Annotated in this window: 26 protein-coding genes; 23 read left to right on the top strand and 3 right to left on the bottom strand. The window is 59.9% G+C overall.

Features of this window, described 5'->3' with window-relative positions:
• The first annotated feature begins 30 nt into the window (after positions 1 to 30).
• The 12 genes from pcaD (at position 31) to aroQ (ending at position 9,375) form a co-directional block, all read left to right on the top strand.
• The gene (gene pcaD / locus CRP02_RS10870; protein ID WP_097171054.1) at positions 31 to 828 is read left to right on the top strand and encodes a 3-oxoadipate enol-lactonase; all 798 of its coding nucleotides are present in this window, start codon (positions 31 to 33) and stop codon (positions 826 to 828) included.
• Between the two features lie 3 nt (positions 829 to 831).
• Positions 832 to 1,254 (top strand): 4-carboxymuconolactone decarboxylase, encoded by a 423-nt coding sequence (gene pcaC / locus CRP02_RS10865; protein ID WP_019567000.1) that lies wholly within the window; start codon positions 832 to 834, stop codon positions 1,252 to 1,254.
• The gene (gene pcaH, locus CRP02_RS10860; protein ID WP_004431032.1) at positions 1,251 to 1,991 is read left to right on the top strand and encodes a protocatechuate 3,4-dioxygenase subunit beta; all 741 of its coding nucleotides are present in this window, start codon (positions 1,251 to 1,253) and stop codon (positions 1,989 to 1,991) included. The genes pcaC and pcaH overlap by 4 nt, the downstream gene beginning before the upstream one ends.
• 2 nt (positions 1,992 to 1,993) lie before the next feature.
• Positions 1,994 to 2,614, top strand: a complete 621-nt coding sequence (gene pcaG, locus CRP02_RS10855; RefSeq protein WP_097171053.1) for a protocatechuate 3,4-dioxygenase subunit alpha — start codon at positions 1,994 to 1,996, stop codon at positions 2,612 to 2,614.
• Positions 2,615 to 2,686: 72 nt separating this feature from the next.
• Positions 2,687 to 3,748 carry a 3-carboxy-cis,cis-muconate cycloisomerase gene (locus tag CRP02_RS10850; protein WP_097171052.1) on the top strand — a complete coding sequence of 354 codons (1,062 nt, stop codon included), beginning with the start codon at positions 2,687 to 2,689 and terminating at the stop codon, positions 3,746 to 3,748.
• Positions 3,749 to 4,116: 368 nt separating this feature from the next.
• A complete protein-coding gene (locus CRP02_RS10845) occupies positions 4,117 to 4,785 on the top strand; it encodes an amino acid ABC transporter permease (RefSeq protein ID WP_045022345.1) in 669 nt (222 codons plus the stop codon).
• 10 nt (positions 4,786 to 4,795) lie between these two features.
• Complete coding sequence (locus CRP02_RS10840; RefSeq protein WP_097099470.1) at positions 4,796 to 5,446, top strand: amino acid ABC transporter permease; 651 nt, start codon at positions 4,796 to 4,798, stop codon at positions 5,444 to 5,446.
• A 43-nt stretch (positions 5,447 to 5,489) separates the two neighbouring features.
• Positions 5,490 to 6,326, top strand: a complete 837-nt coding sequence (locus CRP02_RS10835) for a transporter substrate-binding domain-containing protein (protein WP_004431022.1) — start codon at positions 5,490 to 5,492, stop codon at positions 6,324 to 6,326.
• 34 nt (positions 6,327 to 6,360) lie between these two features.
• Positions 6,361 to 7,200: a transporter substrate-binding domain-containing protein gene (locus CRP02_RS10830; RefSeq protein WP_097171051.1), complete on the top strand. Its 840-nt coding sequence runs from the start codon at positions 6,361 to 6,363 to the stop codon at positions 7,198 to 7,200.
• 27 nt (positions 7,201 to 7,227) lie between these two features.
• Positions 7,228 to 7,989 (top strand): amino acid ABC transporter ATP-binding protein, encoded by a 762-nt coding sequence (locus tag CRP02_RS10825; protein WP_004431018.1) that lies wholly within the window; start codon positions 7,228 to 7,230, stop codon positions 7,987 to 7,989.
• A 58-nt stretch (positions 7,990 to 8,047) separates the two neighbouring features.
• On the top strand, positions 8,048 to 8,935 hold the full coding sequence (locus CRP02_RS10820) for a shikimate dehydrogenase (protein ID WP_013762364.1): 888 nt from the start codon (positions 8,048 to 8,050) through the stop codon (positions 8,933 to 8,935).
• Positions 8,932 to 9,375 carry a type II 3-dehydroquinate dehydratase gene (gene aroQ, locus CRP02_RS10815; protein WP_097099472.1) on the top strand — a complete coding sequence of 148 codons (444 nt, stop codon included), beginning with the start codon at positions 8,932 to 8,934 and terminating at the stop codon, positions 9,373 to 9,375. Before CRP02_RS10820 ends, aroQ begins: the two co-directional genes overlap by 4 nt.
• Here the strand turns inward: aroQ and CRP02_RS10810 are convergent.
• On the bottom strand, positions 9,347 to 10,042 hold the full coding sequence (locus CRP02_RS10810; protein WP_097171050.1) for a TetR/AcrR family transcriptional regulator: 696 nt from the start codon (positions 10,040 to 10,042) through the stop codon (positions 9,347 to 9,349). The genes aroQ and CRP02_RS10810 overlap by 29 nt on opposite strands.
• Positions 10,043 to 10,163: 121 nt before the next feature.
• Between CRP02_RS10810 and CRP02_RS10805 the strand changes: the two genes are divergently transcribed.
• Positions 10,164 to 12,065, top strand: coding sequence for a bifunctional sugar phosphate isomerase/epimerase/4-hydroxyphenylpyruvate dioxygenase family protein (locus CRP02_RS10805; protein WP_097171328.1), 1,902 nt, complete (start codon positions 10,164 to 10,166; stop codon positions 12,063 to 12,065).
• An 80-nt stretch (positions 12,066 to 12,145) separates the two neighbouring features.
• Here the strand turns inward: CRP02_RS10805 and CRP02_RS10800 are convergent, their stop codons facing one another.
• Complete coding sequence (locus tag CRP02_RS10800; RefSeq protein WP_179783986.1) at positions 12,146 to 12,439, bottom strand: putative quinol monooxygenase; 294 nt, start codon at positions 12,437 to 12,439, stop codon at positions 12,146 to 12,148.
• Between the two features lie 521 nt (positions 12,440 to 12,960).
• Between CRP02_RS10800 and CRP02_RS10795 the strand changes: the two genes are divergently transcribed.
• From CRP02_RS10795 to CRP02_RS10775, 5 genes are all read left to right on the top strand, one after another.
• Positions 12,961 to 14,781: an ABC transporter ATP-binding protein gene (locus CRP02_RS10795; protein ID WP_004431005.1), complete on the top strand. Its 1,821-nt coding sequence runs from the start codon at positions 12,961 to 12,963 to the stop codon at positions 14,779 to 14,781.
• A 41-nt stretch (positions 14,782 to 14,822) separates the two neighbouring features.
• Entirely contained in the window at positions 14,823 to 16,358 is a 1,536-nt protein-coding gene (locus CRP02_RS10790) for an ABC transporter substrate-binding protein (RefSeq protein ID WP_097171048.1), read from the top strand.
• 76 nt (positions 16,359 to 16,434) lie between these two features.
• Positions 16,435 to 17,358 (top strand): ABC transporter permease, encoded by a 924-nt coding sequence (locus CRP02_RS10785; RefSeq protein WP_003499197.1) that lies wholly within the window; start codon positions 16,435 to 16,437, stop codon positions 17,356 to 17,358.
• 6 nt (positions 17,359 to 17,364) lie between these two features.
• The gene (locus tag CRP02_RS10780) at positions 17,365 to 18,213 is read left to right on the top strand and encodes an ABC transporter permease (protein WP_004430999.1); all 849 of its coding nucleotides are present in this window, start codon (positions 17,365 to 17,367) and stop codon (positions 18,211 to 18,213) included.
• A 5-nt stretch (positions 18,214 to 18,218) separates the two neighbouring features.
• Positions 18,219 to 19,952 carry a M14 family metallopeptidase gene (locus CRP02_RS10775; RefSeq protein WP_097171327.1) on the top strand — a complete coding sequence of 578 codons (1,734 nt, stop codon included), beginning with the start codon at positions 18,219 to 18,221 and terminating at the stop codon, positions 19,950 to 19,952.
• Positions 19,953 to 20,146: 194 nt separating this feature from the next.
• On the opposite strand, the gene CRP02_RS10770 is transcribed toward CRP02_RS10775, so the two are convergent.
• Positions 20,147 to 20,518, bottom strand: a complete 372-nt coding sequence (locus CRP02_RS10770; RefSeq protein WP_097171047.1) for a hypothetical protein — start codon at positions 20,516 to 20,518, stop codon at positions 20,147 to 20,149.
• A 380-nt stretch (positions 20,519 to 20,898) separates the two neighbouring features.
• Between CRP02_RS10770 and CRP02_RS10765 the strand changes: the two genes are divergently transcribed.
• From CRP02_RS10765 to CRP02_RS10745, 5 genes are all read left to right on the top strand, one after another.
• Positions 20,899 to 22,071 carry an ABC transporter substrate-binding protein gene (locus CRP02_RS10765; protein WP_097171046.1) on the top strand — a complete coding sequence of 391 codons (1,173 nt, stop codon included), beginning with the start codon at positions 20,899 to 20,901 and terminating at the stop codon, positions 22,069 to 22,071.
• 82 nt (positions 22,072 to 22,153) lie between these two features.
• A complete protein-coding gene (locus CRP02_RS10760; RefSeq protein WP_013762353.1) occupies positions 22,154 to 23,017 on the top strand; it encodes a branched-chain amino acid ABC transporter permease in 864 nt (287 codons plus the stop codon).
• Between the two features lies 1 nt (position 23,018).
• Complete coding sequence (locus tag CRP02_RS10755) at positions 23,019 to 24,026, top strand: branched-chain amino acid ABC transporter permease (RefSeq protein WP_097171045.1); 1,008 nt, start codon at positions 23,019 to 23,021, stop codon at positions 24,024 to 24,026.
• A complete protein-coding gene (locus CRP02_RS10750) occupies positions 24,023 to 24,787 on the top strand; it encodes an ABC transporter ATP-binding protein (protein WP_097099480.1) in 765 nt (254 codons plus the stop codon). The genes CRP02_RS10755 and CRP02_RS10750 overlap by 4 nt, the downstream gene beginning before the upstream one ends.
• Positions 24,768 to 25,484 (top strand): ABC transporter ATP-binding protein, encoded by a 717-nt coding sequence (locus CRP02_RS10745; RefSeq protein WP_097171044.1) that lies wholly within the window; start codon positions 24,768 to 24,770, stop codon positions 25,482 to 25,484. The genes CRP02_RS10750 and CRP02_RS10745 overlap by 20 nt, the downstream gene beginning before the upstream one ends.
• Positions 25,485 to 25,561 lie beyond the last annotated feature (77 nt).

Below are 25,561 nucleotides of genomic sequence, written 5' to 3'. Positions count from 1 at the left end.
TGCAATATCGTCAACAGGAGGACGTACATCATGCATTTTCTGCGCTGTGGCGAAAACGCGATCCATTATCGTGCGCACGAACTGGAAAGCGGCAAGCCGGTCATCGCCTTTATCAATTCGCTTGGCACCGATTTCCGTATCTGGGATGCGGTGATTGCGGAACTTGGCGACAACTATGCTTTCGTCCTGCACGACAAACGTGGCCATGGCCTGTCCGATATCGGCCGCCCTGCCTATTCGATAGACGATCACGCGGACGACCTGATTGCCATCCTCGATCATCTTTCCGTCGACAATGCGGTCATCTGGGGTCTGTCGGTCGGTGGACTGGTTGCACAGGGACTTTATGCCCGGCGTCCCGATCTCGTGCGTGCCCTTGTGCTCAGCAATACCGCCCACAGGATCGGCACCGCCGAGATGTGGAACGCGCGCATCGACAAGATCGCCGCTGACGGCCTTACCTCGCTGATCGATCCGGTGATGGAGCGCTGGTTCACACCAGCCTTTCGCCAGCCGGACAACGTGGTTTATGCGGGTGCACGCAACATGCTTTCCCAACAGCCGGAGGCCGGTTACAGCGGCACCTGCGCCGCCATACGCGATGCCGATTTCACGCACGAAGCGGGCCGCATCGCTGTTCCGACGCTCTGCGTGGCGGGCGATGAAGACGGGTCGACACCGCCAGCACTGGTGCAATCGCTGGCGGACCTCATTCCCGCAAGCCGTCTCGCCACCATTGCACGCTGCGGCCACATTCCATGCCTTGAACAACCGCTCGCCTATGCGCAGGCGGTCGGTGATTTTCTGAAGACCTTGCCGGAGCACTGACAGATGGCGGACAATATCGACAAGAACGAGAGATTTGAGCAGGGCATGAAAACGCGCCGCGCCGTGCTCGGTGACGCGCATGTCGACCGCGCGCAGACGGTGACGACGGGGTTCGACCAGCCGTTTCAGCAGCTCATCACCGAAGCGGCCTGGGGCACGGTGTGGTCCGGTAACCACTGGACGAAGCGCGAGCGCTCGATCGTCACCATCGCCTTGCTTGCCGCACTCGGTCAGGACGAGGAACTTGCCATGCACGTGCGCGCCACCGCCAATACCGGCGCCACCGAAGCGGATATTCGCGAAGCGCTGCTGCATGTCGCAATCTATGCCGGCGTGCCCGCCGCCAACCACGCTTTCAAGACCGCCAAGCTTGCTCTGGCCGGCATGAAAGCCGATAGTTCCCGCGACGAGGAGGAGACGAAATGAGCAATACAAAGCCCGAAACCGGGCCGTTCTTCGCACGCGACCGCGACATTCATCCGCTGGCCTATGCTCCCTGGTACAAGACCTCTATCCTGCGTTCTCCGCAGCGCGCCCTGATTTCGCTGGAGGGCACCAAAAGCGAGATCACCGGGCCGGTTTTCGGCCACAGCCTGCTGAACGAGCTGGATAACGACCTGATCCTCAATTATGCCCGCCCTGGCGAAATGCCGATTGGCCCGCGCATTCTGGTCCACGGTCGCGTGCTGGACGAGCGCGGCCGCGGCGTGGACGGTGCGCTCGTGGAATTCTGGCAGGCCAATGCCGGCGGGCGGTATCGCCACAAGAAGGAAACCTATCTCGCCGCCATCGATCCGAATTTTGGCGGCGTCGGCCGCACGATCACGGATGAGAACGGTTATTACTGGTTCAAGACCATCCAGCCTGGCGCTTACCCCTGGCCGAACGGCGTCAACGACTGGCGGCCTGCCCATATCCACTTCTCGGTCTTCGGCCACGGTTTTGCCCAGCGGCTGATAACCCAGATGTATTTCGAAGGCGATCCGCTGATCTGGAAATGTCCGATCGTCAAAACCATCCCGGACGAGGATGCGATCAAGCGGCTGATCGCGCCGTTGGATATGAATTCAAACATTCCCATGGACATGCTGGCATACAAGTTCGACATCGTGCTTCGCGGCCGCCGCTCCACGTTTTTCGAAAATCGCAAGGAAGGCAACTGATCATGGTCCAGCCGCTCGGTTATCTCAAGGAATCAGCGTCGCAGACGGCAGGTCCATATGTCCATATCGGCTGCACCCCCAATTTCGTTGGCATCGAGGGCGTGTTCGAAAAGGACCTGGGCTCCGGCGCGCTCTATAACGACAAGGCTCGCGGCGAACGCGTAAGCGTGCGTGGCACGGTCTACGACGGCGCTGGCATGCCGCTGAAGGACGCCCTGATCGAAATCTGGCAGGCGGATACGGACGGTTACTACAACAGCCCCAGCGAAACGCGCGGCAAGGCGGATCCGAATTTCACCGGCTGGGGGCGCTCGCCCGGCGACATGGATACCGGCGAATTCATCTTCGACACCATCAAGCCCGGCAAGGTGCCCTTCCGCGACGGCCGGTGGATGGCGCCGCACATTACTTTCTGGATCGTGGCGCGCGGTATCAATATTGGCCTGCAGACCCGCATGTATTTTCCCGAGGAGCGCGAGGCCAATGCCGCCGATCCGGTCCTTGCCCGCGTCGAGCAGAAAAGCCGCATCGCCACGCTTGTCGCCAAAAAGGAGGAAGGAAACATCTATCGTTTCGATATCCGCCTTCAGGGCGAGGGCGAAACCGTGTTTTTCGATATCTGAAGCATATCGCACCAAAGTGTGTAGCGGTTTTGCGACGACGATATGTGCAAGTAATTTAAAGCGGAACCTGAGATGAGCCTTTCCCCCTTCGAGCATCCGTTTCTCTCCGGCCTTTTTGGCGACAGCGAAATCGTTGAGCTGTTTTCGGCCAGAGCGGATATCGATGCCATGATCCGTTTCGAGACGGCGCTGGCGCAGGCGCAAGCCGGGGCGGGCGTCATTGAAGCAGATGCGGCGGATGCGATCGTCTCCCGCCTTTCCGATTTTGCCGCCGATACCACCGCGCTTCGCCATGGCGTCGCCAAGGACGGCGTTGTGGTGCCGGAACTTGTCCGGCAGATGCGGGCGGCGGTTGCCGGTACTGCGGCGGAAAAGCTGCATTTCGGCGCCACCAGCCAGGATGTCATCGATACCAGCCTGATGCTGCGGCTGAAGGCGGCAGCGGAAATCATCGCGGCACGGCTCGGCCGCCTCATCGATACGCTGGGTGATATTGCGGCCCGCGATGGCAGCAACCCGCTGACGGGATATACCCGCATGCAGGCCGCCATCGCCATCACGGTCGGCGACAGGGTGGCAAGCTGGATCGATCCGCTGGAACGGCATCTGGTTCGGATCGACACGTTTTTGCAGCACGGTTTTGCCGTCCAGTTCGGCGGCGCGGCCGGCACGCTGGAAAAGCTCGGCGACAATGCCGGCACTGTCCGCGCCGATCTCGCAAACCGTCTCGGCCTTTCTGACAGACCGCAGTGGCAGAGCCAGCGCGACGGTATCGCCGAGCTTGCCAATCTGCTGTCGCTCGTCACCGGCACGCTTGGCAAGTTCGGGCAGGATATCGCGCTTCTGGCCGAAGTCGGCGCGGAAATTCGCATGAGCGGCGGGGGTGGTTCGTCGGCGATGCCGCACAAGCAGAACCCGGTCAATGCGGAAACGCTGGTGACGCTGGCACGCTTCAACGCCGTGCAGATTTCGGCATTGCACCAGTCTCTCGTTCACGAACAGGAACGTTCGGGCGCGGGCTGGATGCTCGAATGGCTGTCGCTGCCGCAAATGGTGACGGCAACGGGGTCCTCACTCCTGATCGCCGAGCGCCTCGCGGGGCAGATCGACCGGCTGGGAGCAAGCGAAGACTAAAGAAGGAATGGCAGGTTTTCGCGAAGACTGAGCGGCCTTCGGGCGCTTTTGCCAGCGAGATGGGAATGGCGCGGGCGTGCGATGAAAACGCTTGCGATCAATCACATTAGTCGTTGATAAAAAACGACTTTCTTGAACAAGATGAATGAAGAAAAAGTGATTTTTAAGCTGTTTCTAACCGGAGTTGGCGCTTGACACAAAATTGAACTAACTGGTACAAACATTCAGGTTAACGCTATGCTGGCAGAGAAGTGTGGAGCTTCCCCGGCACGGTAAAAACAAACGGAGGGCTTTGGAGCCACAGGGTTTCCAAAGCGATGCGAACAAGGCGAAACGTCTGTTCGGACCCGAACGGGTTGGGAGGAAATATGTCTTACAGTCTCGATTTTTCGGCGGTCATAGACCGCCTGCCCGAGCTGCTTCTGGCCTGTCTTGCAACGATAGGTCTTGCAATCGCCGGCATGTCGCTCGCCACCGTCATCGGGGTTCTCGGCGTCGTCGCCCGTCGTTCGCGCTTCAAGCTGCTGCGCGGTCTGGTCATCGGGTTCGTGGAAGCCATTCGCAACACGCCGTTTCTGGTGCAGATATTCTTCATCTTCTTCGCCCTGCCGCAAATCGGCATCAAGCTTAACCCCACTGTCACGGCCATCATTGCGCTTGCGTTGAACGGCGGCGCCTATGCCATTGAAATCATTCGCGGTGGCGTCGATTCCATTCCCAAAGGCCAGGTTGAGGCGGGATTGGCGCTCGGCCTGCACCGGGCGCAGATCTTCCGGCACATCATTCTGAAGCCGGCGCTTCGCGCGGTCTATCCGTCACTCACCAGCCAGTTCATCATGCTGACGCTGACCACTTCGGTCTGTACCTCGATTGCGGCTTACGAGCTGACCTCGGTGGCTCAGCAGATCGAAGCGGACACCTTCCGCTCCTTTGAAGTCTATTTCTCGATCACGCTGCTTTATCTGGTCATTTCCTCGCTGATGATGGGGATATTTTCCCTCATCTCCCGCACATCGTTCAGCTATCCGGTCAAGTGAGGAAAAGACAATGGCATCCATCGGTTCCAACGAATTGTTCTTCCTGCTGCAGGGCCTGAAATGGACCCTTGCGCTGACCCTGATCGGCTTCATCGGCGGCGGCATTTTCGGTCTTTGCGTCGCGCTTGGCCGCGTTGCCGAAACCCCGGCGATCCAGCGCGCCAGCACCGGCTTCATCGCGATTTTCCAGGGCACACCGCTCCTGATGCAGCTTTTCGTCGTTTATTACGGCGTGGCGCTTGCGGGCCTGAATGTGGATGCCTGGGTTGCGGTCGCCATCGCATTCACCCTGCATGCCAGCGCCTTTCTGGGTGAAATCTGGCGCGGTGGCATCCAGGCTGTGCCGAAGGGTCAGACCGAAGCCGCCAACGCGCTTGGCCTGCACTACGTGTCGCGTATGAAGGACGTGGTTCTGCCGCAGGCCTTCAAGATTTCGCTGCCCGCAACCATCGGTTTTCTGGTGCAGCTCATCAAGGGCACGTCGCTTGCCGCCATTGTCGGCTTCGTCGAACTGTCCCGCGCCGGCCAGATCGTCTCCAACCAGACGTTCCGTCCGCTGACGGTCTTTGCCATCGTCGGCATCATGTATTTCCTGATCTGCTGGCCGCTTTCCCTGTGGGGCGCCAGTGTAGAAAAGCGGATGCAAGCCGCTTCCCGCTAATACCCATCAACATGTCATCAAGCTTTGTAAGGAGGAGCAAAAGATGAAATCCAACGGTAAATTCTCACGTCGCACCCTGCTCGCGCTCGCCGCAGCAACGGTCGCCCTGCCCTTTATCGCACCGGTCGACGCCTTCGCCGGCACGGTGGATGAGGCCAAGGCCAAGGGCAAGGTCGTAATCGGCATTCAGGGCGACAATTCGCCCTGGGGCTTCGTCAATTCGAGCGGCGTTCAGGACGGCCTCGATGCCGATATCGGCAAGGCGTTTGCCGAATATCTCGGCGTCAAGGTGGAATTCGTACCGCTTGCCGTGGCAAACCGCATTCCGGCCCTTCTGACGGGCAAGGTCGACCTGCTGTTCGCAACCATGGGCATGACCGCCGAGCGCGCCAAGACCATCCAGTATTCCAAGCCCTATGCCGGTAACGTGCTTTCCGTCTACGGCCCCAAGGACAAGAAGATCGGCAACTATGACGATCTGACCGGCGTTTCCGTCGGCGTTCCGAAGTCCAGCGCCATGGACACGGCGATCACGGCAGGTGCAGGCTCCAAGGCCAAGATCCTGCGCTTTGACGATGATGCCGCCAACATTCAGGCGCTGATTTCCGGCCAGGTCGAGGTTGTCGGTGGCAACCAGTTTTATGGCGACCGCCTCAATCAGGCTGCCAACGGCAAATACGAGCCGAAGTTCGACCTGACGACGCTTTACAACGGCGCCGGCACCCGTCCGGGTGAAAAGGACTGGAACGAGACCGTCAACGCCTTCCTCGACAAGATCAAGTCGGATGGCCAGCTTGCCAAGATCTACGACAAGTGGATGAAGCGCGAAGTTCCCGCTTTCCCGGAAAGCCTGCCGGATATTCCTTTCACCGTGAAGTGAAGACCGGAAGAGGCTGGATTGGGAGGAGTAACCAATGGGAATCTTTAACAAACAGACGCGTTGGCGAACAGCCATCGCCGTCGGATTGGCAGCAGCTTTGCTGCCAATCCTGACACCCGCAGGCGCAGAAGCCAGAACACTTGAAGAAGCAAAGTCCAGCGGCAAGATCATCATCGGCATTCAGGGCGACAACGCGCCCTGGGGCTTCATAAATTCCTCTGGTGTTCAGGAAGGTTATGATGCGGATTTGGCCCGCGGGTTTGCGGACTATCTTGGACTGAAAGTGGAGTTCGTACCACTTGCAGTCGCCAACCGCATCCCGTCGCTTCGCACCGGAAAGGTCGATGCCCTGTTCGCGTCGATGGGGATGACGCCGGAACGCGCAAAAAACGTACAATATGCGCAGCCTTACGCGCATAACGTCATGTCGGTCTATGCCACCAAGGACAAGAAGATCGCCAACTTCGACGATCTCACGGGAATGACCGTCGGCGCGCCGAAATCCAGTCCGATGGACACGGCTTTGACCGCAGGTGCCGGCACCAATGCAAAAATTCTGCGTTTCGACGATGACGCCGCCACCATTCAGGCGATCCTATCGGGCCAGATCGAGGCAATCGGCGGCAACCAGTTTTATGGTGACCGTCTCGCAGCGGCTGGCGGCAAGGATTACGAGGTGAAGTTCGACCTCGTGACCCTCTACAACAGCGCCGCCACGCGCCCCGGTGAAAAGGACTGGAACGAGGCACTCAACGCTTGGCTCGACAAAGCCAAGGCCAATGGCGAGCTCGCAAAAGTCTATGCCAAATGGATGAAGCGCCCGGTTCCGGAGTTTCCGGCCTCGCTTCCTGACATTCCCTACACCGTCAACTAACTGCTTCCCAGCATGAAGGAAAGTTCCATGTCGCAATCCTCCGCCGCACAGGCTCCGCTGATCGCCCTTGAAGGGGTTGGAAAGTGGTATGGAGCCTTCCATGCGCTGAAAGGCGTCAACATGACGGTTCGCAAAGGCGAAAAAATCGTTCTTTGCGGCCCGTCCGGTTCGGGAAAATCCACCCTTATCCGCTGCATCAACCATCTGGAAGAAATCCAGGAGGGCAAGATCACGGTCGAGGGGACCACGCTTTCGGATTCGACCCGCGCCATCGATGCGGTTCGCCGTGAAGTGGGCATGGTGTTCCAGAGCTTCAATCTCTTCCCGCACAAGACCATCATGGAAAACTGCACCCTGGCGCCCATGCGGGTGAAGGGCCTGTCGAAAGCCGATGCGGAAGCGACCGCGCGCAAATATCTGGAGCGCGTGCGCATTCTCAATCAGGCCGATAAATATCCGGCGCAGCTTTCCGGCGGCCAGCAGCAGCGCGCGGCGATTGCCCGGGCGCTCTGCATGGAGCCGAAAGCCATGCTGTTCGATGAGCCGACTTCGGCGCTTGATCCCGAAATGGTCAAGGAAGTGCTCGACACGATGATCGGCCTTGCCCGCGACGGCATGACGATGATCTGCGTGACCCATGAAATGGGCTTTGCCCGGCAGGTTGCCGACCGTGTGGTCTTCATGTCGGAAGGCGAAATCATCGAGGAAGGCCCGCCGGACGAGTTCTTCCGCGATCCCAAGCATCAGCGTACCCGCACATTCCTCGGCGAAATTCTCGCCCATCACTAAGGCTCACCCGAAGCCGACAGGCAGGCGGGGATGACCCCCGCCTCTCCCACCACGTTCGATGAGCGATGACCTGATCATGACAGACACCAAATCCTTCAAGGTCGGCCTGATTGGCGCCGACATCCAGCTTTCCAAATCTCCCGCGCTGCACATGCGCGAAGGGGCTGCCCACGGCCTCGACTATTCCTATGAACTTGTCGATGTCGTGGCGCGCAAGCTGCCGGAGAGCGCGCTTCCCGATCTGCTCAACGAGCTGGAATCGCGCGGCTTTGCCGGCACCAACATTACCCATCCCTTCAAGCAGGCGGTGCTGCCGCACCTGCATGAATTGTCTGATGATGCCCGCATGCTCGGCGCGGTCAACACCGTCGTCTTCAAGGACGGACGTCGCATCGGGCACAATACGGACTGGTACGGATTTTACGAAAGCTTCATGCGCGGCCTGCCGGATGCGAAACGCGACCGGGCGCTGCTGGTCGGTGCTGGTGGTGCAGGCGTTGCGGTGGCCCATGCGGCGCTGAAACTCGGCATTACCCATCTCGATATCTGCGACCGCGATTTCAGCCGCGCAGAGCATCTGGCTGCAGAGCTCAACGCCCGTTTTGGCGAAGGCCACGCCTTTGCCGTGAAAGACCCGGCAGATTCCCTGCCCTTCGCGGATGGGTTGATCCACGCCACACCGATGGGCATGCCCGCCCATCCCGGCATGCCGGTCAAGGCCGACCTCCTTGAACAACGGCACTGGGTGGCCGATATCGTTTATATGCCGCTGGTGACCGAGCTTCTGGCGACGGCGGCCCAAAAAGGCTGTCGCACCCTGCCCGGCGGTGGCATGACGGTGTTTCAGGCTGTCGGCGCGTTTCGGCTGTTCTGCGGCCGTGAACCTGATGCCGAGCGCATGACCGCACATTTCACCGAAATTTGCACGAAAGAGGGTGTGGCGTGAGCCTTTTCACCATACTTAACGGACCGAACCTCAACCTGCTCGGCCAACGCCAGCCGGAAATCTACGGCTACGAAACGATGGCCGATGTGGAGGCCAATTGCCGCGCGATTGCCGAGGCGGCGGGCCACGAGATATTCTTTGCCCAGAGCAACCGGGAATACGAGCTGATCGACTGGATCCATGCGGCGCGCGGCACATCGGCAGGGATCGTCATCAATCCCGGTGCCTTTACCCATACCTCGGTGGCGATCCTCGATGCACTCAATACCTTCGAGGCACCGGTGATCGAGGTTCACATTTCCAACATCCACAAACGGGAGATATTCCGCCACCACTCCTATGTCTCGACGCGCGCCGAAGGCGTGATCGCCGGTCTCGGCATCGAAGGTTACGGGGTGGCGCTCAGCCACCTCATCGGCCGTCTTTCCCGATCGTCGTGATATGGTCCGGGCTCAGCACATATCGCAACACCATGTCGCTGACGTGCTGCGACAATGTTTGCTGACCCTTCTCGGTAAACAGCCCGTCGCCGAAGATGAACGAGAAGGTTGCGACGTTCGAGACGTTGAAAAAGGACAGCGCGCTGATCTGCCAGTGCAGTTCCAGCGCATTGATGCCGTTGCGGAAAATACCGCTCTTCTGGCCGCGCAGCAGCACGCTTTCCAGGGCATCGATGGCCGGCCGGTTGAGCTGGCGGATCGTTTCGGACGATTGCATGTGCCGGCCGTGATGAATGTTCTCGATCATCACCATGCGGATGAAAGCCGGGTTGCGGCGATGGTGATCGAAGGTGAACCGACAGAGCTTTTCGAGCGCCGCAACCGGCTCCAGACCGTCCAGCTCCAGATCGCTCTCGCCGTCACGCACCTTGGCATAGGCTTCCTCAAGAACGCGCTGGTAAAGCCCCTCCTTGTCGGTAAAATAATAATAGATCATCCGCTTGGACGTGCGGGTGCGGGCGGCGATCTCGTCGATGCGCGCCCCCGACAGGCCGTTTTGCGAAAACTCATCCATCGCAACGGAAAGAATGTCTCGGCGCACGCCTTCCGGATCGCGCTTCGCCTGCCGGGTTTCGCTGGTGCCGTTCGAAGTTGCGCTTTTTGTCATGATCCATCCATCAGCAGGGTATACGGCTTGCCGCCGCACCCCTATTATTAACCAATTAGTACATAACGCTGAAAAGGAACGCAATATGGCGAGCTATGACACAGGCAAACAGGGCGTGCCAATGCGCACTTCCATCGCCACCGTCTCCATCAGCGGCGAATTCCCGGAGAAACTGGGGGCCATTGCCAAGGCCGGTTTCACCGGTGTGGAGATTTTCGAGAACGATTTCCTGACCTACGACGCCTCGCCGCGCGAGGTGAAGGCCCTTGCGGCGGATCATGGGCTGGATATCACGCTTTTCCAGCCGTTCCGCGATTTCGAAGGCATGCCGGAACCGCACCGCGCCCGCGCCTTCGAGCGCGCAGGGCGAAAATTCGACATCATGGGCGAACTCGGGACCGATCTGATGCTGATCTGCTCGAATGTCTCGCCGGTGTCGTTGGGCGGCATAGACCGCGCCGCCGCCGATTTCCACGAGCTTGGCGAGCTTGCGGCCAGGCATGGTGTGCGCGTGGGTTACGAGGCGCTGGCCTGGGGCCGGCACATCAGCGATCATCGCGATGCGTGGGAAGTGGTGCGCCGCGCCGATCACCCAAATGTCGGTATCATCCTCGACAGCTTCCACACGCTGTCGCGCAAGATCGATCCCAACTCCATCCGCTCCATTCCCGGCGACAAGATTTTCATCGTGCAATTGGCCGACGCACCGCTGATTGACATGGACCTGTTGTACTGGAGCCGCCATTTCCGCAACATGCCCGGCGAAGGCGATCTGCCGGTGGTGGATTTCATGCGCGCTGTTGCCGCAACCGGTTATAGCGGCCCGCTGTCGCTCGAAATCTTCAACGACCAGTTCCGCGGTGGCTCGGCGCGTCTGCTGGCTGAGGACGGCCATCGTTCGCTCATCAACCTCATGGATCAGGTGCGCCGTCTGGAGCCCGACATCCGCATCGAGGCGCCCGCCATGCCTGAGCGGGTGCAGACGGAAGGTGTGGAGTTTGTCGAGTTCACAACGGCACCGGAGGAAAAGGCCAATCTGGAAGCGCTGCTCGCCACACTCGGTTTTGATAAAACCGCGAGGCACCGCAATCGCGATGTCGATCTCTATACGCAGGGCGACATTCGCATCGTCATCAATACCGGCGGCACCGGTGAGAGTTTCGCCGGTGCATCCTACTCCATCCACGGCACCAATGCCTATGCTTTCGGCCTGAAGGTCGATGATGCGCAGGCAGCGCTTGCGCGTGCGGCAGCGCTGGGCGCGCCGACATTCGCCGAACCGCGCAAATCCGGCGAAGTCGCGGTTCCAGCCATTCAGGGCGTGGGCAACGGCGTCATCTATTTCCTCGACGGCTCCACGGCGCTCGCCTCCATCTGGGACAATGAATTCGCACCGGTAGACGCGACGACACCGGCAGGCAACACCGGACTGACCCGCATCGACCATCTTGCGCAAACAACGCATTACGATGAAATGCTGACCTGGCTTCTGTTTTACACATCGCTGTTTTCAACGCGCCGCACGCCGATGGTGGATGTGGTCGATCCCGGCGGTCTGGTGCGCAGCCAGGCCATAGAAAGCGTGCCCTCCCCGCGTTTCCGCCTGACCATGAACGGCGCCGACAACCGAAAGACCTTTGCCGGCAAATTTCTGGCGGAGGGTTTCGGCACCAGCATCCAGCACATCGCCTTCGCCACAGACGATATCTTCGCCACCGCCAAGGCTCTGCATGCGCGCGGCTTTCACGCCCTGCCGATCTCGCGCAATTATTATGACGATCTGGAGGCCCGCTTCGGGCTGGAACCGGAAGTCTCCGACGCACTCCGGGAAGCAAGCATCCTCTACGACCGGGACGACAACGGCGAATATTTCCAGATCTACAGCCGCACCTTCGGCGAAGGGTTCTTCTTCGAAATTGTCGAAAGGCGCGGTGCCTACGGCGGGTATGGCGCGATGAACGCCCCCTTCCGCATCGCTGCGCAGCGGCGTCTTGCGCCACCGATCGGCATGCCGAAGGAATAGGCGCAGACACCAGTCCACTTGTGCTTCAAAAATCCAAACAGGCCGCAGCCGGCAGGAATGCCGCTGCGGCCTGTCTTTATTTACGTCAGCGTCACTATCTCATAGTCCCGTGGAATGGCGGAGGTGGCAACAAACCACTCGGATGCGCGCGTGCGCTGCTGATGAAAATCGAAAGCAGCGCGGTCCACAAAAAGCTCTTCCACCCTCCAGATCAGGGGGTCTTCGGTCTGCGATACCTCAAAGGAAATACAGCCCGGCTCCGATCTGGTCAGGCGAATGTGATCGGGTAGATGGCTTTCTACAAGTTGGACATCCTGCACCGATGCGCAACGCAGGAAGCCGGATAGCCTGACCGCACCCGTTCTATTCGTCATACCCGGTATCCTTTTTCAATAGTCTTCATCCGGCCTGTACCACGGGCAACGGCACCCGCAACCACTGAAATCGACACATCCTCAATACAGACTAAAACCATCCCTTAATCGGGGTCCGGCCCGTCGGCACACCCGCGCCCAAAATAAATGCACTTGCGTATTTGTAGAGCAGTATACAAAAATTGTTCAACACTCTGGACATGATTGTCCGGTTTTGTTAGCTTTTTTGTAAAACAAGGGTGGGGAATACAAGTTTATGCGCATCATCGATTCTGAGACTGGCACCAGGCATTTTACCGGCACCGGTGAGATCGCCCGTAGCACTTCGACCAGGTCGCAATTCCCGTATCGACCGGCAGCAGCCAATCTACATCGCGCCTGAAACGCCATGCGCTTTCTTTTGACCCTCCCATCCTCCGGCACAGCGTTTCATCCCGCGCGCCTGCCCCACGCCCTTGCCCCCTCACTATTTCAGATGGCCGCGTCGGCATTGCCGCGCACGCCAAGCCGGAGACGCTGATATGACTGCCGCAAACCGCAACGCCCTCCTCTCGGTTGAAAACCTGAGCGTTGAGTTCGGCGACAGCCGCGTCGTGGACGATATTTCATTTGCCGTGGAAGCCGGCAGGACGGTGGCAATCGTCGGCGAATCCGGATCGGGCAAATCGGTCACTTCGCTCTCAACCATGCGTCTTGCGGATATGATGGGCGCGACTTACCCCGCCGGTCGCATCATGTTCGAAGGCAAGGATCTGCTGAAGGCATCGCAGAAGGAAATGCGGTCGATCCGCGGCAAGGAGATCGCCATGATCTTCCAGGAGCCGATGACGTCGCTGAACCCGGTCTTCACCATCGGTGACCAGATTTGCGAAGTGCTTGTCCTGCACGAGAAAATGGGCAAGGCGGCGGCCATGGCCGAGGCAAAAAAGTTGCTCGACATGGTGCGGTTGCCTGATGCGGCCGAGCTCTTGCACCGTTATCCGCATCAGCTTTCCGGCGGCATGCGCCAGCGCGTGATGATCGCCATGGCGCTTGCCTGTCGGCCGAAGCTGCTGATCGCCGACGAACCGACGACGGCACTGGATGTCACCATTCAGGCGCAGATCCTCAACATCATGCGCGACCTGCAAAAGAAGCTCGGCATGGGCATGGTCTTCATCACCCATGACATGGGCGTGGTGGCGGAAATGGCCGATGACGTCGTCGTCATGTGGAAGGGCAGGAAGGTTGAGGAAGGCCCGGTCAAGGACATCTTCGCCAATCCGCAGCATCCCTATACGCGGGCGCTGCTTTCCGCCGTTCCGCGTCTCGGCAGCATGACCGGCGAAGAGTTTCCCAAGCGCCTGCCGCTCACCGTCCTGCAGGATGGCCAGCCGGTCGTGGTGGGCGAGGAACGCGTGCAGAACACCGCGAAATACGACGAGAAGCCGCTGCTTTCGGTTCGCGACCTGTTCGTTCGCTTCGATATTCGCAAGAACCTGTTCGGCAAGGCGACGCACCGTTGCAGCGCTGTGCAGAAGGTCAGCTTCGACATCCACGCCGGGGAGACGCTGGCGCTGGTCGGTGAATCCGGTTCGGGAAAATCCACCATCGGCCGCACCATCCAGCAGCTGCAATCGGCGGTGTCGGGCGAAATATCCTTCAACGGCCGCAGCTATTCTGAGATGTCGGCAGCGGAACGTTTCCGCATGCGGCAGGAAGTGCAATATATCTTCCAGGACCCCTTCGCCTCGCTCGATCCGCGCAAGACGGTCGGCTTCTCGATCGCCGAACCGATCAACACCCACGGCCTGATCAACGATGCCAAGGCGGTGCGCCGCCGGGTGGATGAGCTGCTGGAACGGGTGGGTTTGAGTTCGGAACATGCATCGCGGTATCCGCACGAGTTTTCGGGCGGCCAGCGGCAGCGTGTCTGCATTGCCCGCGCGCTCGCCTCCGATCCCAAGCTCATCATCGCCGACGAAGCGCTGTCGGCGCTCGACGTCTCCATCCAGGCCCAGATCATCAATCTGTTCATGGATCTGCAGGCGGAACGTGGTCTTGCTTACCTGTTCATCAGCCATGACATGGCGGTGGTGGAAAAGATGAGCCACCGCGTCGCGGTGCTTTATCTCGGCCAGATCATGGAAATGGGTAGCCGCCAGCAGGTCTTCGAAACGCCCACGCATGATTATACGCGCCGGCTGCTTTCCGCAGTGCCGGTTGCCGATCCCTTGATCGAGCGCCGCATCGCCATGATCGAGGGCGAAATTCCCAATCCCGTGCGCCGCGTCGGCGATGAGCCCGCCATTCTCGCCCATGAGGAAATCAATCCAGGCCACTTCATCGCGAAGAGCGCCTGAACAATAACCAAAACCGTAACCATCTGAAGAGGAACAGGTAGATGACAAAAATCAAAAAGGGGATGACGGCAACGTTCGTCGCGCTTGCGCTGGCCGGCACGGCCTTCACCGCAGCGCCGGCTTTCGCCGCCGGCAAGATGACCATTTCCAGCCCGCAGGACCCCGGCAGCTGGGATCCGATCGACACCTTCCTGGTACAATGGGCAGCTGTAGCCACCAACATCTTCGATGGCCTGACCTATCGCGGTCCGGACCTGAAACTCGTGCCCGGTCTTGCCGAATCCTGGGAAGAGCTGGATGAAGGCAAGCGCATCCGCTTCAAGCTGCGCCAGAACGTCAAGTTCCATAATGGCGAGCCCTTCAACGCCGCCGCCGTCAAGTTCACCTTCGAGCGCCTTCTCGGCGAACAGGGTACCAAGGGCCCGCAGCGCTCCAACTATGTCGCCATCGAAAGCGTCGACGTCATCGACGACTACACCGTCGACATGAAGCTCAAGGCGCCCGATCCGGTGCTTCTGACCAAGCTTGCCGGTTATGGCGGCATGATCGTGCCGCCGAAATACATTCAGGAAAAGGGCGAGGACAACTTCAACCTCAACCCGGTCGGCACCGGCGCGTTCAAATTCGTCTCCTATGCGCCGAAGACCAACATCAAGCTGGAAGCCAACCCGGATTACTGGGGCGGCGCACCAAAGCTCTCCGAACTGGAATTCCGCTTCATCGCCGAGCCGGCGACCGCGGTTGCCGAATTGCAGGCCGGCCGCGTCGATCTCGTCATTCCTCCCACCATCCCGATCGGCATGATCCCGGTCATCGAAGGCGATTCCAAGCTGGAGATCGTCAGCGTTCCAGGCCCGACGGTGGATGCGCTGCGTTTCAACACTCGTGACGGCATCACCGCTGATCCCAATGTGCGCAAGGCCATCATCATGGCCGTTGATCGCGGCACGATCGTCAAGTCGATCCTTGCCGGTCAGGCCTCGGAAATCGCCAGCTTCCAGAGCGCGCTGTCCTTCGGTTACGACGCCGATCTGAAGCCGCTGCCTTATGATCCGGAAGGCGCAAAGAAGCTGCTCGCGGAAGCCGGCGTCAAGCCAGGTGCGGCACTGCAGATCGATATCAGAGGCAACGATGCGACGATGAACGAAGTCGCGCAGGTCATCTCCAGCTATCTGTCCATGGTCGGCATCACCGCCACCATCAAGCCCTATGAGACCAACGTGCTCCTGAACGACATCATCCCGCAGGGCAAGACCGGCGCGATGTTCCAGCAGAAGTGGGGCGGCTGGACCTTCGATTACGACAACACGGCCTATTCCATGTACCACTCGGGTGAAAAGTGGAACCCTTACGACAAGGACGAGAAGCTGGACAAGCTGCTGGAATCGCAGCGCCCGCTGACTGACCGAGCCGAGCGCGAAAAGATCCTCAAGCAAGTCGGCGCCTATGCCGCCGAGCGCGCGCTGGAAATTCCGCTTTACAACACCAATGCCATTTACGGCATCAACAAGCGGGTCAAGGGTTTCGTGGCACCGCCGGATAACCGCCTGAAGCTGACCGACGTCACCGTCGAATAATCAGGCTTATCCTCCCTAAAAGCGCCTTGCCCGCCATCCCGCGGGCAAGGTCGGGTCTCTCTTCAAGGTAAAAAACGTGGCCGGTTTCCTCATCAAGCGATTGCTGCAGGCGATTTTTGTCGTCATCGCCATCACCCTTCTCGTTTCCTTCGCCATCCGCCTGACGGGCGATCCGGCTGTCACCATGTTCCAGGGCGGCGGCAGCATGACGGAAGACGATCTGGCGCGCATTCGTGCGGCGCTTGGAACCGACCGGCCGTTCTTCGTGCAATATTTCAGCTTCCTGAAAGGCCTGGTTACGCTCGATTTCGGCCGCAGCTTCACTGGCAGCACGCCGGTATCACGGCTCATCGCCGATGCCCTGCCCGCCACGCTGCTTCTCGCCTTCATCTCCATGGCGGTGTCGATTGCGCTTTCCATTCCGCTTGGCATCAAGGCCGCGACCTCGCGCGGCAAGACGGCCGATCAGGTGATCCGTATCTTCTCGCTCGTCGGCCTGTCCTTCCCCAATTTCTGGCTGGCCACCATGCTGGTGCTGCTTTTCTCCATCACGCTCGGCTGGCTGCCGCCAAGCGGCATGGGCGGCTTTGCAAGCTACATCATGCCATCGGTCACCATGGGCGTTATTCTGACGGCGACCAATGTCCGCCTGGTGCGCACGGCCATGCTCGATACGCTGCGCTCGCAATATGTCATGGTGGCGCGCGCCAAGGGCCTCAGCGAAAACAAGGTGCTTTACAAGCATGCGCTGCGTAACTGCGCCATTCCGCTGATTACCTATTTCGGCCTGCAATTCGGCGGACTTCTCGGCGGCATCGTCGTCATCGAACGCGTCTTCAACTGGCCGGGTCTCGGCACGCTCGCCTTCGATGCGGTGGGCGCGCGCGACTATCCCGTGCTTCAGGCCGTCATCACCGTGCTGTCGCTGATGATCGTCGGCATCAACCTTCTGGTCGATATCGCCTACGGGCTGGTCGATCCGCGCATCCGCACGGAGTAATTGACGATGGCTGCCAAAACCTCGCGCCTGTCGCGCTTCAACAATCTCGAATTCATCCTCGGCGCCCTGCTTACCGTCGTCATCTGCCTTGCCGTTCTTCTTTCCGACGTGCTGTTTCCGGGCGGTGCCGAAAAGATCGACCTGATGGCGCGCCTTGCCAAGCCTTTCACTAGCGCCGCCCATCCGCTCGGCACCGATCCGCTCGGCCGTGACGTACTGGCCCGTGTCGTGGCCGGCGGCAAGATTTCGCTGCTCGTCGGTTTCACATCGGTCATCGGTGCCGTGGTCTTCGGCGTGATCGTCGGCCTGGTCGCCGGTTATTATCGCGGCTTCTGGGACATGCTGGTCATGCGCTTTGCCGATATCCAGCTCGCCATGCCCTTCATTCTCTTGGCCATCACCTTCATCGCGATTGTTGGCGGCAGCCTCACCAACACCATCATCCTCTTGATCGTCTCGCAATGGGTACAATATGCCCGTCTGGTACGCGGCTCGGTGCTGACGCTGCGCGAACGGGAATTCATCCTGTCCGCCCGCGCCATTGGCGTGAAGGACTGGCGCATCATTCTCCAGCACCTTCTGCCGAACCTGATCGGCCCGGTCATCGTGCTGATGACGCTCAACGTCGCCAACAACATCCTGCTGGAAAGCAGCCTCACCTTCCTCGGCCTCGGTGTCGATCCGACCATTCCGAGCTGGGGCGGCATGCTGGCGGATGGCCGCACCTATCTGCAAACGGCATGGTGGGTCAGCGTCTTCCCCGGTCTTGCCATCCTTCTGACCGTGCTTGGCCTCAACCTTCTCGGTGACTGGCTGCGCGACAGCCTCGACCCCACCGGCAGAACCTCAAGGTGATTGTGATGAGCCAGATTTTCGACCAGACCTTCAAGCGTACTCTGGATGCGCTTCTCGCCAATTCCGCGCCCGGCCAGTCCTTCGAGGCATGGACGTTCGATGACGCCAAAAGCCGCCGCGAAGCCGAAGAAAGGCTGAAGAAAAAAGGCGTCAGTGCCCGCATCCGCAGTGCCTACAAGCCGCTTCTCTTCACCTTTCTGGAAGAGATCAATCTTGGTGGCGTCGATGCCATCGAGGTGCATTACCCGGTGCACGCCAATGCACCCGCCAATCGTTTCCGGCTGGAGGCCTATCCGCTGGCGGCACTAGCCGGCGACGCGAAGATCGATTTTATCGCCCGCGACGACGACGCGCTTCATTATGACGTTACGCTGAGCCGCAACAGCAAGAAGGAAACCCTGAAGGTTCTCGCTCCCAACCGGGTTCATACCGATATCGTCGGCGAAACCAATGTCTCGCCAACCGGCTGGTTCCGTCCGGCCGGCGACGCTACGGGCGAGCGGCTGGAGACGGATTACGAGCAGCTTTTCGAAGCGGCAATCAATGCCGTTGCCAACCACGGCTGGGGCGATGAGGAACCCTATTTCGAGGAGTTGAACATCCGCGTCACGCATCCGTCCGAAGACATGGCGCTGCCGGTCGGGGACGAGGTGGTCAGCCTGCGTGAAGCGCTGCACGAGGATTTCTATTTCTCCCTCCTGGAATTCTTCCAGAAGAAGTCCGGCCGGCCGCTGGGCGACAGGGGCCTGAAACCCGGCCAGATCGTTCCGGAACTCGTCAAAAGCAACGGCGACGTTTCGGTCCGCATCGAGACCCGTGCACTCACCACCACTTTCCTGGATGGCGGCGAACAGCGGATCGACGAGGCCCGCGAACCGGTGGCGGCAGGTCAGATCGCGCGGATGCTTGCGGAAATCGGCGGCGAGGCGTTCGAGGCCCGCTCGCGGTCGGGCCGCGTTCTTGCCGCCCGTTATGTCGCGGGCAGCGATGCCGCCGTGATGATCAGCGGCGGCCAGCATCCCAATGAAACCACCGGCATCGTCGGCGCCGTCCGCGCCGCCCGCAAACTTGCGGAAAGACAGGGCGCGCATTTCACCATTTCGCCGCTGGAAAACCCTGATGGTTATGCCCTGCACCAGCGGCTGCGCGCCGACAATCCACGCCACATGCACCATGCGGCGCGGTACACGGCGCTCGGCGACGATCTCGAATATCGTACGCTGGAAAATTCGGGCGTCCATCTCAACGAGAAGGCAATCCGTTTCAGCGCGCAGGAGATGAGCGGCGCGAGCCTGCATGTGAACCTGCACGGTTATCCCTCGCACGAATGGACCCGTCCGCTTTCCGGTTATGTGCCGCGCAATTTCGCGATGTGGACCCTGCCGAAGGGCTTTTTCCTGATCATCCGCCACCATGCGGATTGGGAAAAGCAGGCGGAAGCCCTGCTCGACCGGGTTACCCGCCATCTCGGCGCCATTCCGGGCCTGCTGGATTACAACAACCGCCAGATCGCGCTTTACGAGATTCACGCCGGTGAAACCGGTTTCCGCATCATCAACGGCTTCCCGTGCCTGTCGTCCATCGACGACCGCCACACAGTGCCGATGACGCTGATTACCGAATATCCTGATGAGACAATCTACGGCGACGACTTCATCACCGGACACACGGCGCAGATGGAAACGGTTCTTTCCGCTTACGACGCCTGGCAGGATATTTTCGTCGCGGACGTTGCCTGATTTCGAAGCGCGCCCGATCGGGGGCCTCAGAATGATGACGAAGTCCCGAAGCCCTCGTCCGTCATGCTCGGGCTTGTCCGGAGCATCTGCAACGTCTTGATCTAGTTGGACGTGATTGGATCCTTGGGGCAATCCAGCGATGACGCCGGGTGTGAGGGAGCTTTGTCATCACCCTCAGTTGCCCTTTGTACGGCTTACTTCTCAGCCGTGGCGGCAAGCTTCTTTTCCTGCTGCTTCTGCAAAAGCCGCTTGCCCTTGCTCAAAATATGCAGATTGGCGGCATCAAGTTTGTTATACCCGGCCTGGATAATATCGAGATCGGCAACGTGACCGATTGCTGCCAGTTCATGCATCACGTCGCCAACAGCGACATCGACGCTCGGCTTCGGCAGGTGCACAACATCTTCCACCGCGGCGCGCATGCCATCCGCCGCGCCGCCCATGACGTGATACAGCGCCATCGCCTTGCGGAGAAAAGCTTCGCGGCGCTCGATCTTGTTGTTGAGTATACTGTCGCCAACGCGATTCCGCATAAGATCAACGGCTTTATTCTGATATTCGCCCATCAAGACACCAAATGAAATTCAAAATATGCTTCGGGAGACTAGGGACAATCCCCTTAGAACTGGTTAAGGCACCGGGATTACGTGCATATTATCGTCATTTTCCGACGGCGTGGCGCAGGGCGTTTTTCATAACGGCGGCATTTGGAAGCAGCATGGTGAAACGGGACCATTCGTGATGGCTGCAGCTGCTGCGGCAATTGAGAATCGCCAGACTATCCCTATTGTATGATCCAATATCGGGCAGAACCGGATAAGGCGGCGATCCATAACCATAAGGTTATTTATTGCCCCCTTTTTTTTCATTTTACTTTGGCCATCGCACTTACCAGTTTGACTGGCTGGATCGGTGGAGGGAGCCACGGATCAATTGGGAGGAAATCATGAAATTACGGATCACCGCCGCAATCGCGGCCATCTGCTTCAGTTCCGCTGCCTATGCCGAGACGATCAAGGTCGGCGTGGTCGGCCCGTTCTCAGGCCCCTTCGCGCTGCAAGGCAAGAACTTCAAGGCCGGCATAGACGCCTGGTTTTCGCTTCACGGCAACAAGGTGGGCAATGACACTGTCGAAGTCGTCTACCGCGATGTGCCGCAGGCCGATCCGGCGCAATCCAAGGCGCTGGCGCAGGAGCTGGTTGTAAAGGAAGGCGTGCAATATCTCGCCGGCTTCTATTTTACGCCCGACGCCATGGCGGTTACGCCGCTTCTGAAACAGGGCAATGTGCCCATGGTCATCATGAATGCGGCCACGTCGGCCATCGTTACCAAAAGCCCCTATGTGGTGCGCACCTCGTTCACGACATGGCAGACATCCACCCCCATCGCCAAGGTGGCTTTTGATGGCGGCGTCAAGAAGGTCATTTCGCTGGTCAGCGATTACGGCCCGGGCGTTGACGCGGAGAACGCCTTCAAGGCAGCCTTCACCGCCGCTGGCGGCGAAGTTGTGGAAAGCATTCGCATGCCGCTTTCCACAAACGATTTCAGCCCCATCATGCAGCGCGTGAAGGATTCCGGCGCACAAGGCGTCTTCGCCTTCCTGCCCTCCGGCCCGACGACGCTCGGCTTCGTGAAGGCCTTCAACGACAACGGCCTGAAATCATCAGGCATCAAGCTTTTCGCGCCGGGCGATCTTACACAGGAATCGGATCTGCCGGCCCTTGGCGAAGCAGCGCTCGGCATGCAGACTACCTTCCACTATGCCGTCTCCCACGATTCAGCCGAAAACAAGACCTTCGTGGAGGCCGCAACCAAGGCCATTGGCAATCCCAAGGAACTGTCCTTCCCCGCAGTAGGCGCGTTTGACGGCATGTATGTCATCACCAAGATGATCGAGGCGACCGGCGGCAAACAGGATGCGGAAAAGGCTGTCGAGGCGGTGAAGGGTCTTTCCTGGACAAGCCCGCGCGGCCCTGTCAGCATCGATCCGCAGAGCCGCCACATCACGCAGAACATCTATCTGCGCGAAGTCTCCAAGGGCGATGACGGCAACTATTACAACAAGGAAGTCCAGACTTTCGAAAAACAGGGCGATCCGGGCCTTGCCGCCGCCAAGTAAGCATTGAGACGGAAATGACCGGCGCCGCCTTTTGCGGGCGGCTCCGGCACGGGCGCAATCGCATCGGGAGGAGCTTTCGAACATGCAGACGGTCTTCAGCATCCTTGTCGATGCGCTTGCCTATGGCATGGTGCTTTTCATCATCTCCATTGGCCTATCCGTGACAATGGGGCTGATGCGTGTGGTCAATCTCGCCCACGGCGCCTTCGCCATGATCGGAGGGTATCTCGCCTCCTATGCCGCCCATGGCCTCGGCCTTGGTTACGCGGCGGCAATCCTCGTTGCGATTGTCGGCACCATCGTGATCGCCATACCGCTCGAACGGTTTCTCTACCGGCGCATTTACGGCGCGCCCGAACTGACGCAGGTGCTGATGACCATCGGCATCACCTTCTGCATCATCGGCATCGCCAATTTCGTGTTCGGGCCAACGCTCAAAACCATTCCGCTGCCGCAGGAACTGGCCGGTCCCACCGATCTCGGTTTTCGCACCATCGCCACCCACCGCATCTTCGCCATCGTCGCTGGCCTCGTGGTGGCGGCGGCACTTTGGTTCACGTTCGAAAAGACCGCCTTTGGCATCAAGTTGCGGGCAGCGGTGGACAACGCGGCCATGGCAGCAGCCCTCGGCGTGCGCACCGAAATCATCTATGCCGTAAGCTTCGCCATCGCCGTCGGCCTTGCCGCCATGGGCGGCGTCATCGGCGCAGAATTGCTGCCGGTCGAACCCTATTATGCGCTGCGCTACATGGTCACCTTCCTGGTGGTCGTATCCGTCGGCGGCGCAGGCTCGATCCCCGGCGCGCTGATCGCCTGTCTGCTGCTTGGCGCCATCGATACGACCGGGCGGTACCTTGCCCCCGAATATGGCGAATTCTTCTTCTATCTGGCGGTCATCGTGATCATCACGCTGTTTCCGCGCGGCCTTCTTGGAAGGGCGAAATGAGATGGCGGTGCTCATGAACGACCTCACTGAAACGGCAAAACCGCCGAAGGCCCGCTCGCCCCTGCGCGCGATTGGCGGTCCGCTGCTCATCATCATCGCCGCCATCGCCGGTTACTTCCTGTTTCCGGATAATCTGGCGCTGTTGACGCGCATCATCGCGATAGCGCTTCTCGTGCTCTCCATCGATCTCGTTACCGGCTATTGCGGCGTGGCGACACTTGGCCATGCGGCCCTGTTCGGTGCCGGCGCCTATGCCGCCGGCATTGCCGCTGCCCACTACGGTATCACCGACCCGCTTCTCATGACCCTCATCGGCGCAGCAGTGGGCGGCATCGCGGGATTGCTGTCCGGCACCGTTCTGTTGCGCGCGCACGGCCTGCCGCAGCTGGTGCTTTCCATCGCCGTCGTCCATCTTTTCCATGAGGCGGCCAACAAGGCGTCGGACTGGACGGGCGGCAGCGACGGGCTTGCCGGCGTCTCGCCCGATGCGCTGTTCGGCACCTTCGAATTCGATCTTTACGGCCGCACCGCCTATATCTATGGCGTCTGCCTGCTGCTTCTGGTTTTTCTGGCACTTCGCGTCGTCGTCAATTCGCCCTTCGGCATGCTGTGTCGCGGCGTCAAGCAGGACAGCATCCGCATTCAGGCTATGGGCGGCTCGGTCAATGGCACGATTTTGAAGATGTTCGTGATATCAGGCATCGTCGCCGGAATCGGCGGCGCGCTGAACGCCATCTCCACCCAGGTGGTCGGCCTTGACAGCCTCAGCTTCACGCTGTCTGCCGAAGCGCTGGTCATGCTGGTTCTCGGTGGCGCGGGCTCGCTTTATGGCGCGCTGATCGGCACCGCCACCTTCATGTGGTTCGAGGACGTCGTTTCCGCCGCCAATCCGTTCCACTGGCTTACAATCGTCGGCCTGCTTCTGATCGCCGTCGTGCTGTTTGCGCCGCGCGGCCTTTATGGCGCGGGCGAACAGATCATCGCGCGCCTGCGGGGAGATCGCAAATGAGCGCCATTTTCGAAGTTTCCGGCCTGCAGAAAAATTTCGGCGGTCTCGTCGTTACCAACAATGTCTCGCTGTCGCTTTCGCCCGGCGATCGCACCGTGCTGATCGGCCCCAACGGCGCCGGCAAGACCACCTTCGTCAACCTCGTTACCGGAAACATCAAGCCATCCGCCGGAACCGTGCGGATTGCCGGAGAAGAGGTGACGGGGCTCAGCGCCAGTCAGCGCGTTAAGCGCGGACTTGTCCGCTCGTTTCAGGTGACGCGGCTGTTTCAGGACATGACGCCAGAGGAACATGTCGCACTCGCCATTCTGCAAAGAGAAGGCAGGACGGGCCGGATTTTCGGCCGTTACCGCGCCATGCCAACGGTGATGAGCGAGGCGCGCGACATTCTCGGTACGCTTGGCCTGCTTGCCATCGCCGAAACCCGTGTGCGTGAAATCGCCTATGGCCAGCAGCGGCTGATCGAGATCGCACTCGCCATGGCGCTCAGGCCCAAAATCCTGCTGCTTGATGAACCTGCCGCCGGCGTTCCCTCGACGGAAACGGCGCGTATCGAACAGGCGCTCGACCGCCTGCCCGCCGACCTCGCCATATTGATGATCGAACACGACATGGATCTGGTCTTCCGTTTCGCCAAACGTGTGGTCGTGCTCGCCGCAGGCGCCGTTATATTCGACGGTTCGCCTGGCGAAGTTACCAGCAACGCAGAAGTCCGCCAAGCCTATCTCGGAAGTTACGCCAATGCCCGCAGCGCCGCTTGAAATCGCCAACCTGACCGCCGGTTACGGCCCCACCCGTGTCATCGAGGGTCTGTCGCTCTCCGTTCCCGCCGGTTCGCGTTTCGCGGTGCTCGGACGTAACGGCGTTGGCAAGACAAGCCTGTTTGCCACGCTTGCCGGGCAGACGAAACGTTTTGCCGGTGATATCCATCTCGGCGGGCAGGACATCACCGCCCTGCCAAGTGCTGCCCGCGCCCTCGCCGGTCTCGGTTACGTGCCGCAGACCCGCGATGTCTTTCCGACACTCACAGTCGAAGAAAACCTCTTCGTCGGCCTCAAGGTTCGGCCGAAAGCGGCAATCGAGGAAGCATACACGCTGTTTCCGCGCCTGAAGGAAAGACGCCGCAATCTTGGCTCGCAACTCTCCGGTGGCGAGCAGCAGATGCTTTCCACCGCCCGCACCATCCTCGGCCAGCCGCAGGTGCTGCTTCTCGATGAACCGCTCGAAGGTCTCGCGCCCGTCATCTGCGAGGAACTGATGGCGGCCTTCTCGAAACTCGCGCAATCGGGCGAAATGACCATTCTTCTCATCGAACAGCGCATCCAGATGGCCATCGACTTCGCCGACCACGCCATCATCATGGAACGCGGTCGCATCGTCTGGTCGGGACCGTCCGACGATCTTGCGGCGAACCCGGATATTGTTGATACGCATCTTGGTGTGGGTGGATTGCACTGACCCAAAAGCGTCAATCACCCCCTCTTCGTCGTTCCGGCCTCGAGCCGGAATGACGAAAGTTAACCCGATCACACACC

The sequence above is a fragment of the Rhizobium sp. AN5 genome, from assembly GCF_900215255.1.
GTDB classification, from domain to species: Bacteria; Pseudomonadota; Alphaproteobacteria; order Rhizobiales; family Rhizobiaceae; genus Agrobacterium; species Agrobacterium tumefaciens.
Note: the sequence above shows the minus strand (reverse complement) of the source record. Positions and strands in the feature narration are given on the sequence as shown.

Coding starts and splice junctions, on each gene's coding strand:
- CRP02_RS10755 (WP_097171045.1), top strand. CDS start 23,019: ATGGCGGTGCTCATGAACGACCTCACTGAAACGGCAAAACCGCCGAAG.
- CRP02_RS10795 (WP_004431005.1), top strand. CDS start 12,961: ATGACTGCCGCAAACCGCAACGCCCTCCTCTCGGTTGAAAACCTGAGC.
- CRP02_RS10770 (WP_097171047.1), bottom strand. CDS start 20,518: ATGGGCGAATATCAGAATAAAGCCGTTGATCTTATGCGGAATCGCGTT.
- CRP02_RS10745 (WP_097171044.1), top strand. CDS start 24,768: ATGCCCGCAGCGCCGCTTGAAATCGCCAACCTGACCGCCGGTTACGGC.
- CRP02_RS10760 (WP_013762353.1), top strand. CDS start 22,154: ATGCAGACGGTCTTCAGCATCCTTGTCGATGCGCTTGCCTATGGCATG.
- CRP02_RS10850 (WP_097171052.1), top strand. CDS start 2,687: ATGAGCCTTTCCCCCTTCGAGCATCCGTTTCTCTCCGGCCTTTTTGGC.
- CRP02_RS10800 (WP_179783986.1), bottom strand. CDS start 12,439: ATGACGAATAGAACGGGTGCGGTCAGGCTATCCGGCTTCCTGCGTTGC.
- pcaG (WP_097171053.1), top strand. CDS start 1,994: ATGGTCCAGCCGCTCGGTTATCTCAAGGAATCAGCGTCGCAGACGGCA.
- CRP02_RS10820 (WP_013762364.1), top strand. CDS start 8,048: ATGAGCGATGACCTGATCATGACAGACACCAAATCCTTCAAGGTCGGC.
- CRP02_RS10825 (WP_004431018.1), top strand. CDS start 7,228: ATGTCGCAATCCTCCGCCGCACAGGCTCCGCTGATCGCCCTTGAAGGG.
- pcaH (WP_004431032.1), top strand. CDS start 1,251: ATGAGCAATACAAAGCCCGAAACCGGGCCGTTCTTCGCACGCGACCGC.
- CRP02_RS10845 (WP_045022345.1), top strand. CDS start 4,117: ATGTCTTACAGTCTCGATTTTTCGGCGGTCATAGACCGCCTGCCCGAG.
- CRP02_RS10780 (WP_004430999.1), top strand. CDS start 17,365: ATGGCTGCCAAAACCTCGCGCCTGTCGCGCTTCAACAATCTCGAATTC.
- pcaD (WP_097171054.1), top strand. CDS start 31: ATGCATTTTCTGCGCTGTGGCGAAAACGCGATCCATTATCGTGCGCAC.
- pcaC (WP_019567000.1), top strand. CDS start 832: ATGGCGGACAATATCGACAAGAACGAGAGATTTGAGCAGGGCATGAAA.
- CRP02_RS10805 (WP_097171328.1), top strand. CDS start 10,164: ATGCGCACTTCCATCGCCACCGTCTCCATCAGCGGCGAATTCCCGGAG.
- CRP02_RS10750 (WP_097099480.1), top strand. CDS start 24,023: ATGAGCGCCATTTTCGAAGTTTCCGGCCTGCAGAAAAATTTCGGCGGT.
- CRP02_RS10775 (WP_097171327.1), top strand. CDS start 18,219: ATGAGCCAGATTTTCGACCAGACCTTCAAGCGTACTCTGGATGCGCTT.
- CRP02_RS10835 (WP_004431022.1), top strand. CDS start 5,490: ATGAAATCCAACGGTAAATTCTCACGTCGCACCCTGCTCGCGCTCGCC.
- CRP02_RS10810 (WP_097171050.1), bottom strand. CDS start 10,042: ATGACAAAAAGCGCAACTTCGAACGGCACCAGCGAAACCCGGCAGGCG.
- CRP02_RS10790 (WP_097171048.1), top strand. CDS start 14,823: ATGACAAAAATCAAAAAGGGGATGACGGCAACGTTCGTCGCGCTTGCG.
- CRP02_RS10765 (WP_097171046.1), top strand. CDS start 20,899: ATGAAATTACGGATCACCGCCGCAATCGCGGCCATCTGCTTCAGTTCC.
- CRP02_RS10840 (WP_097099470.1), top strand. CDS start 4,796: ATGGCATCCATCGGTTCCAACGAATTGTTCTTCCTGCTGCAGGGCCTG.
- CRP02_RS10830 (WP_097171051.1), top strand. CDS start 6,361: ATGGGAATCTTTAACAAACAGACGCGTTGGCGAACAGCCATCGCCGTC.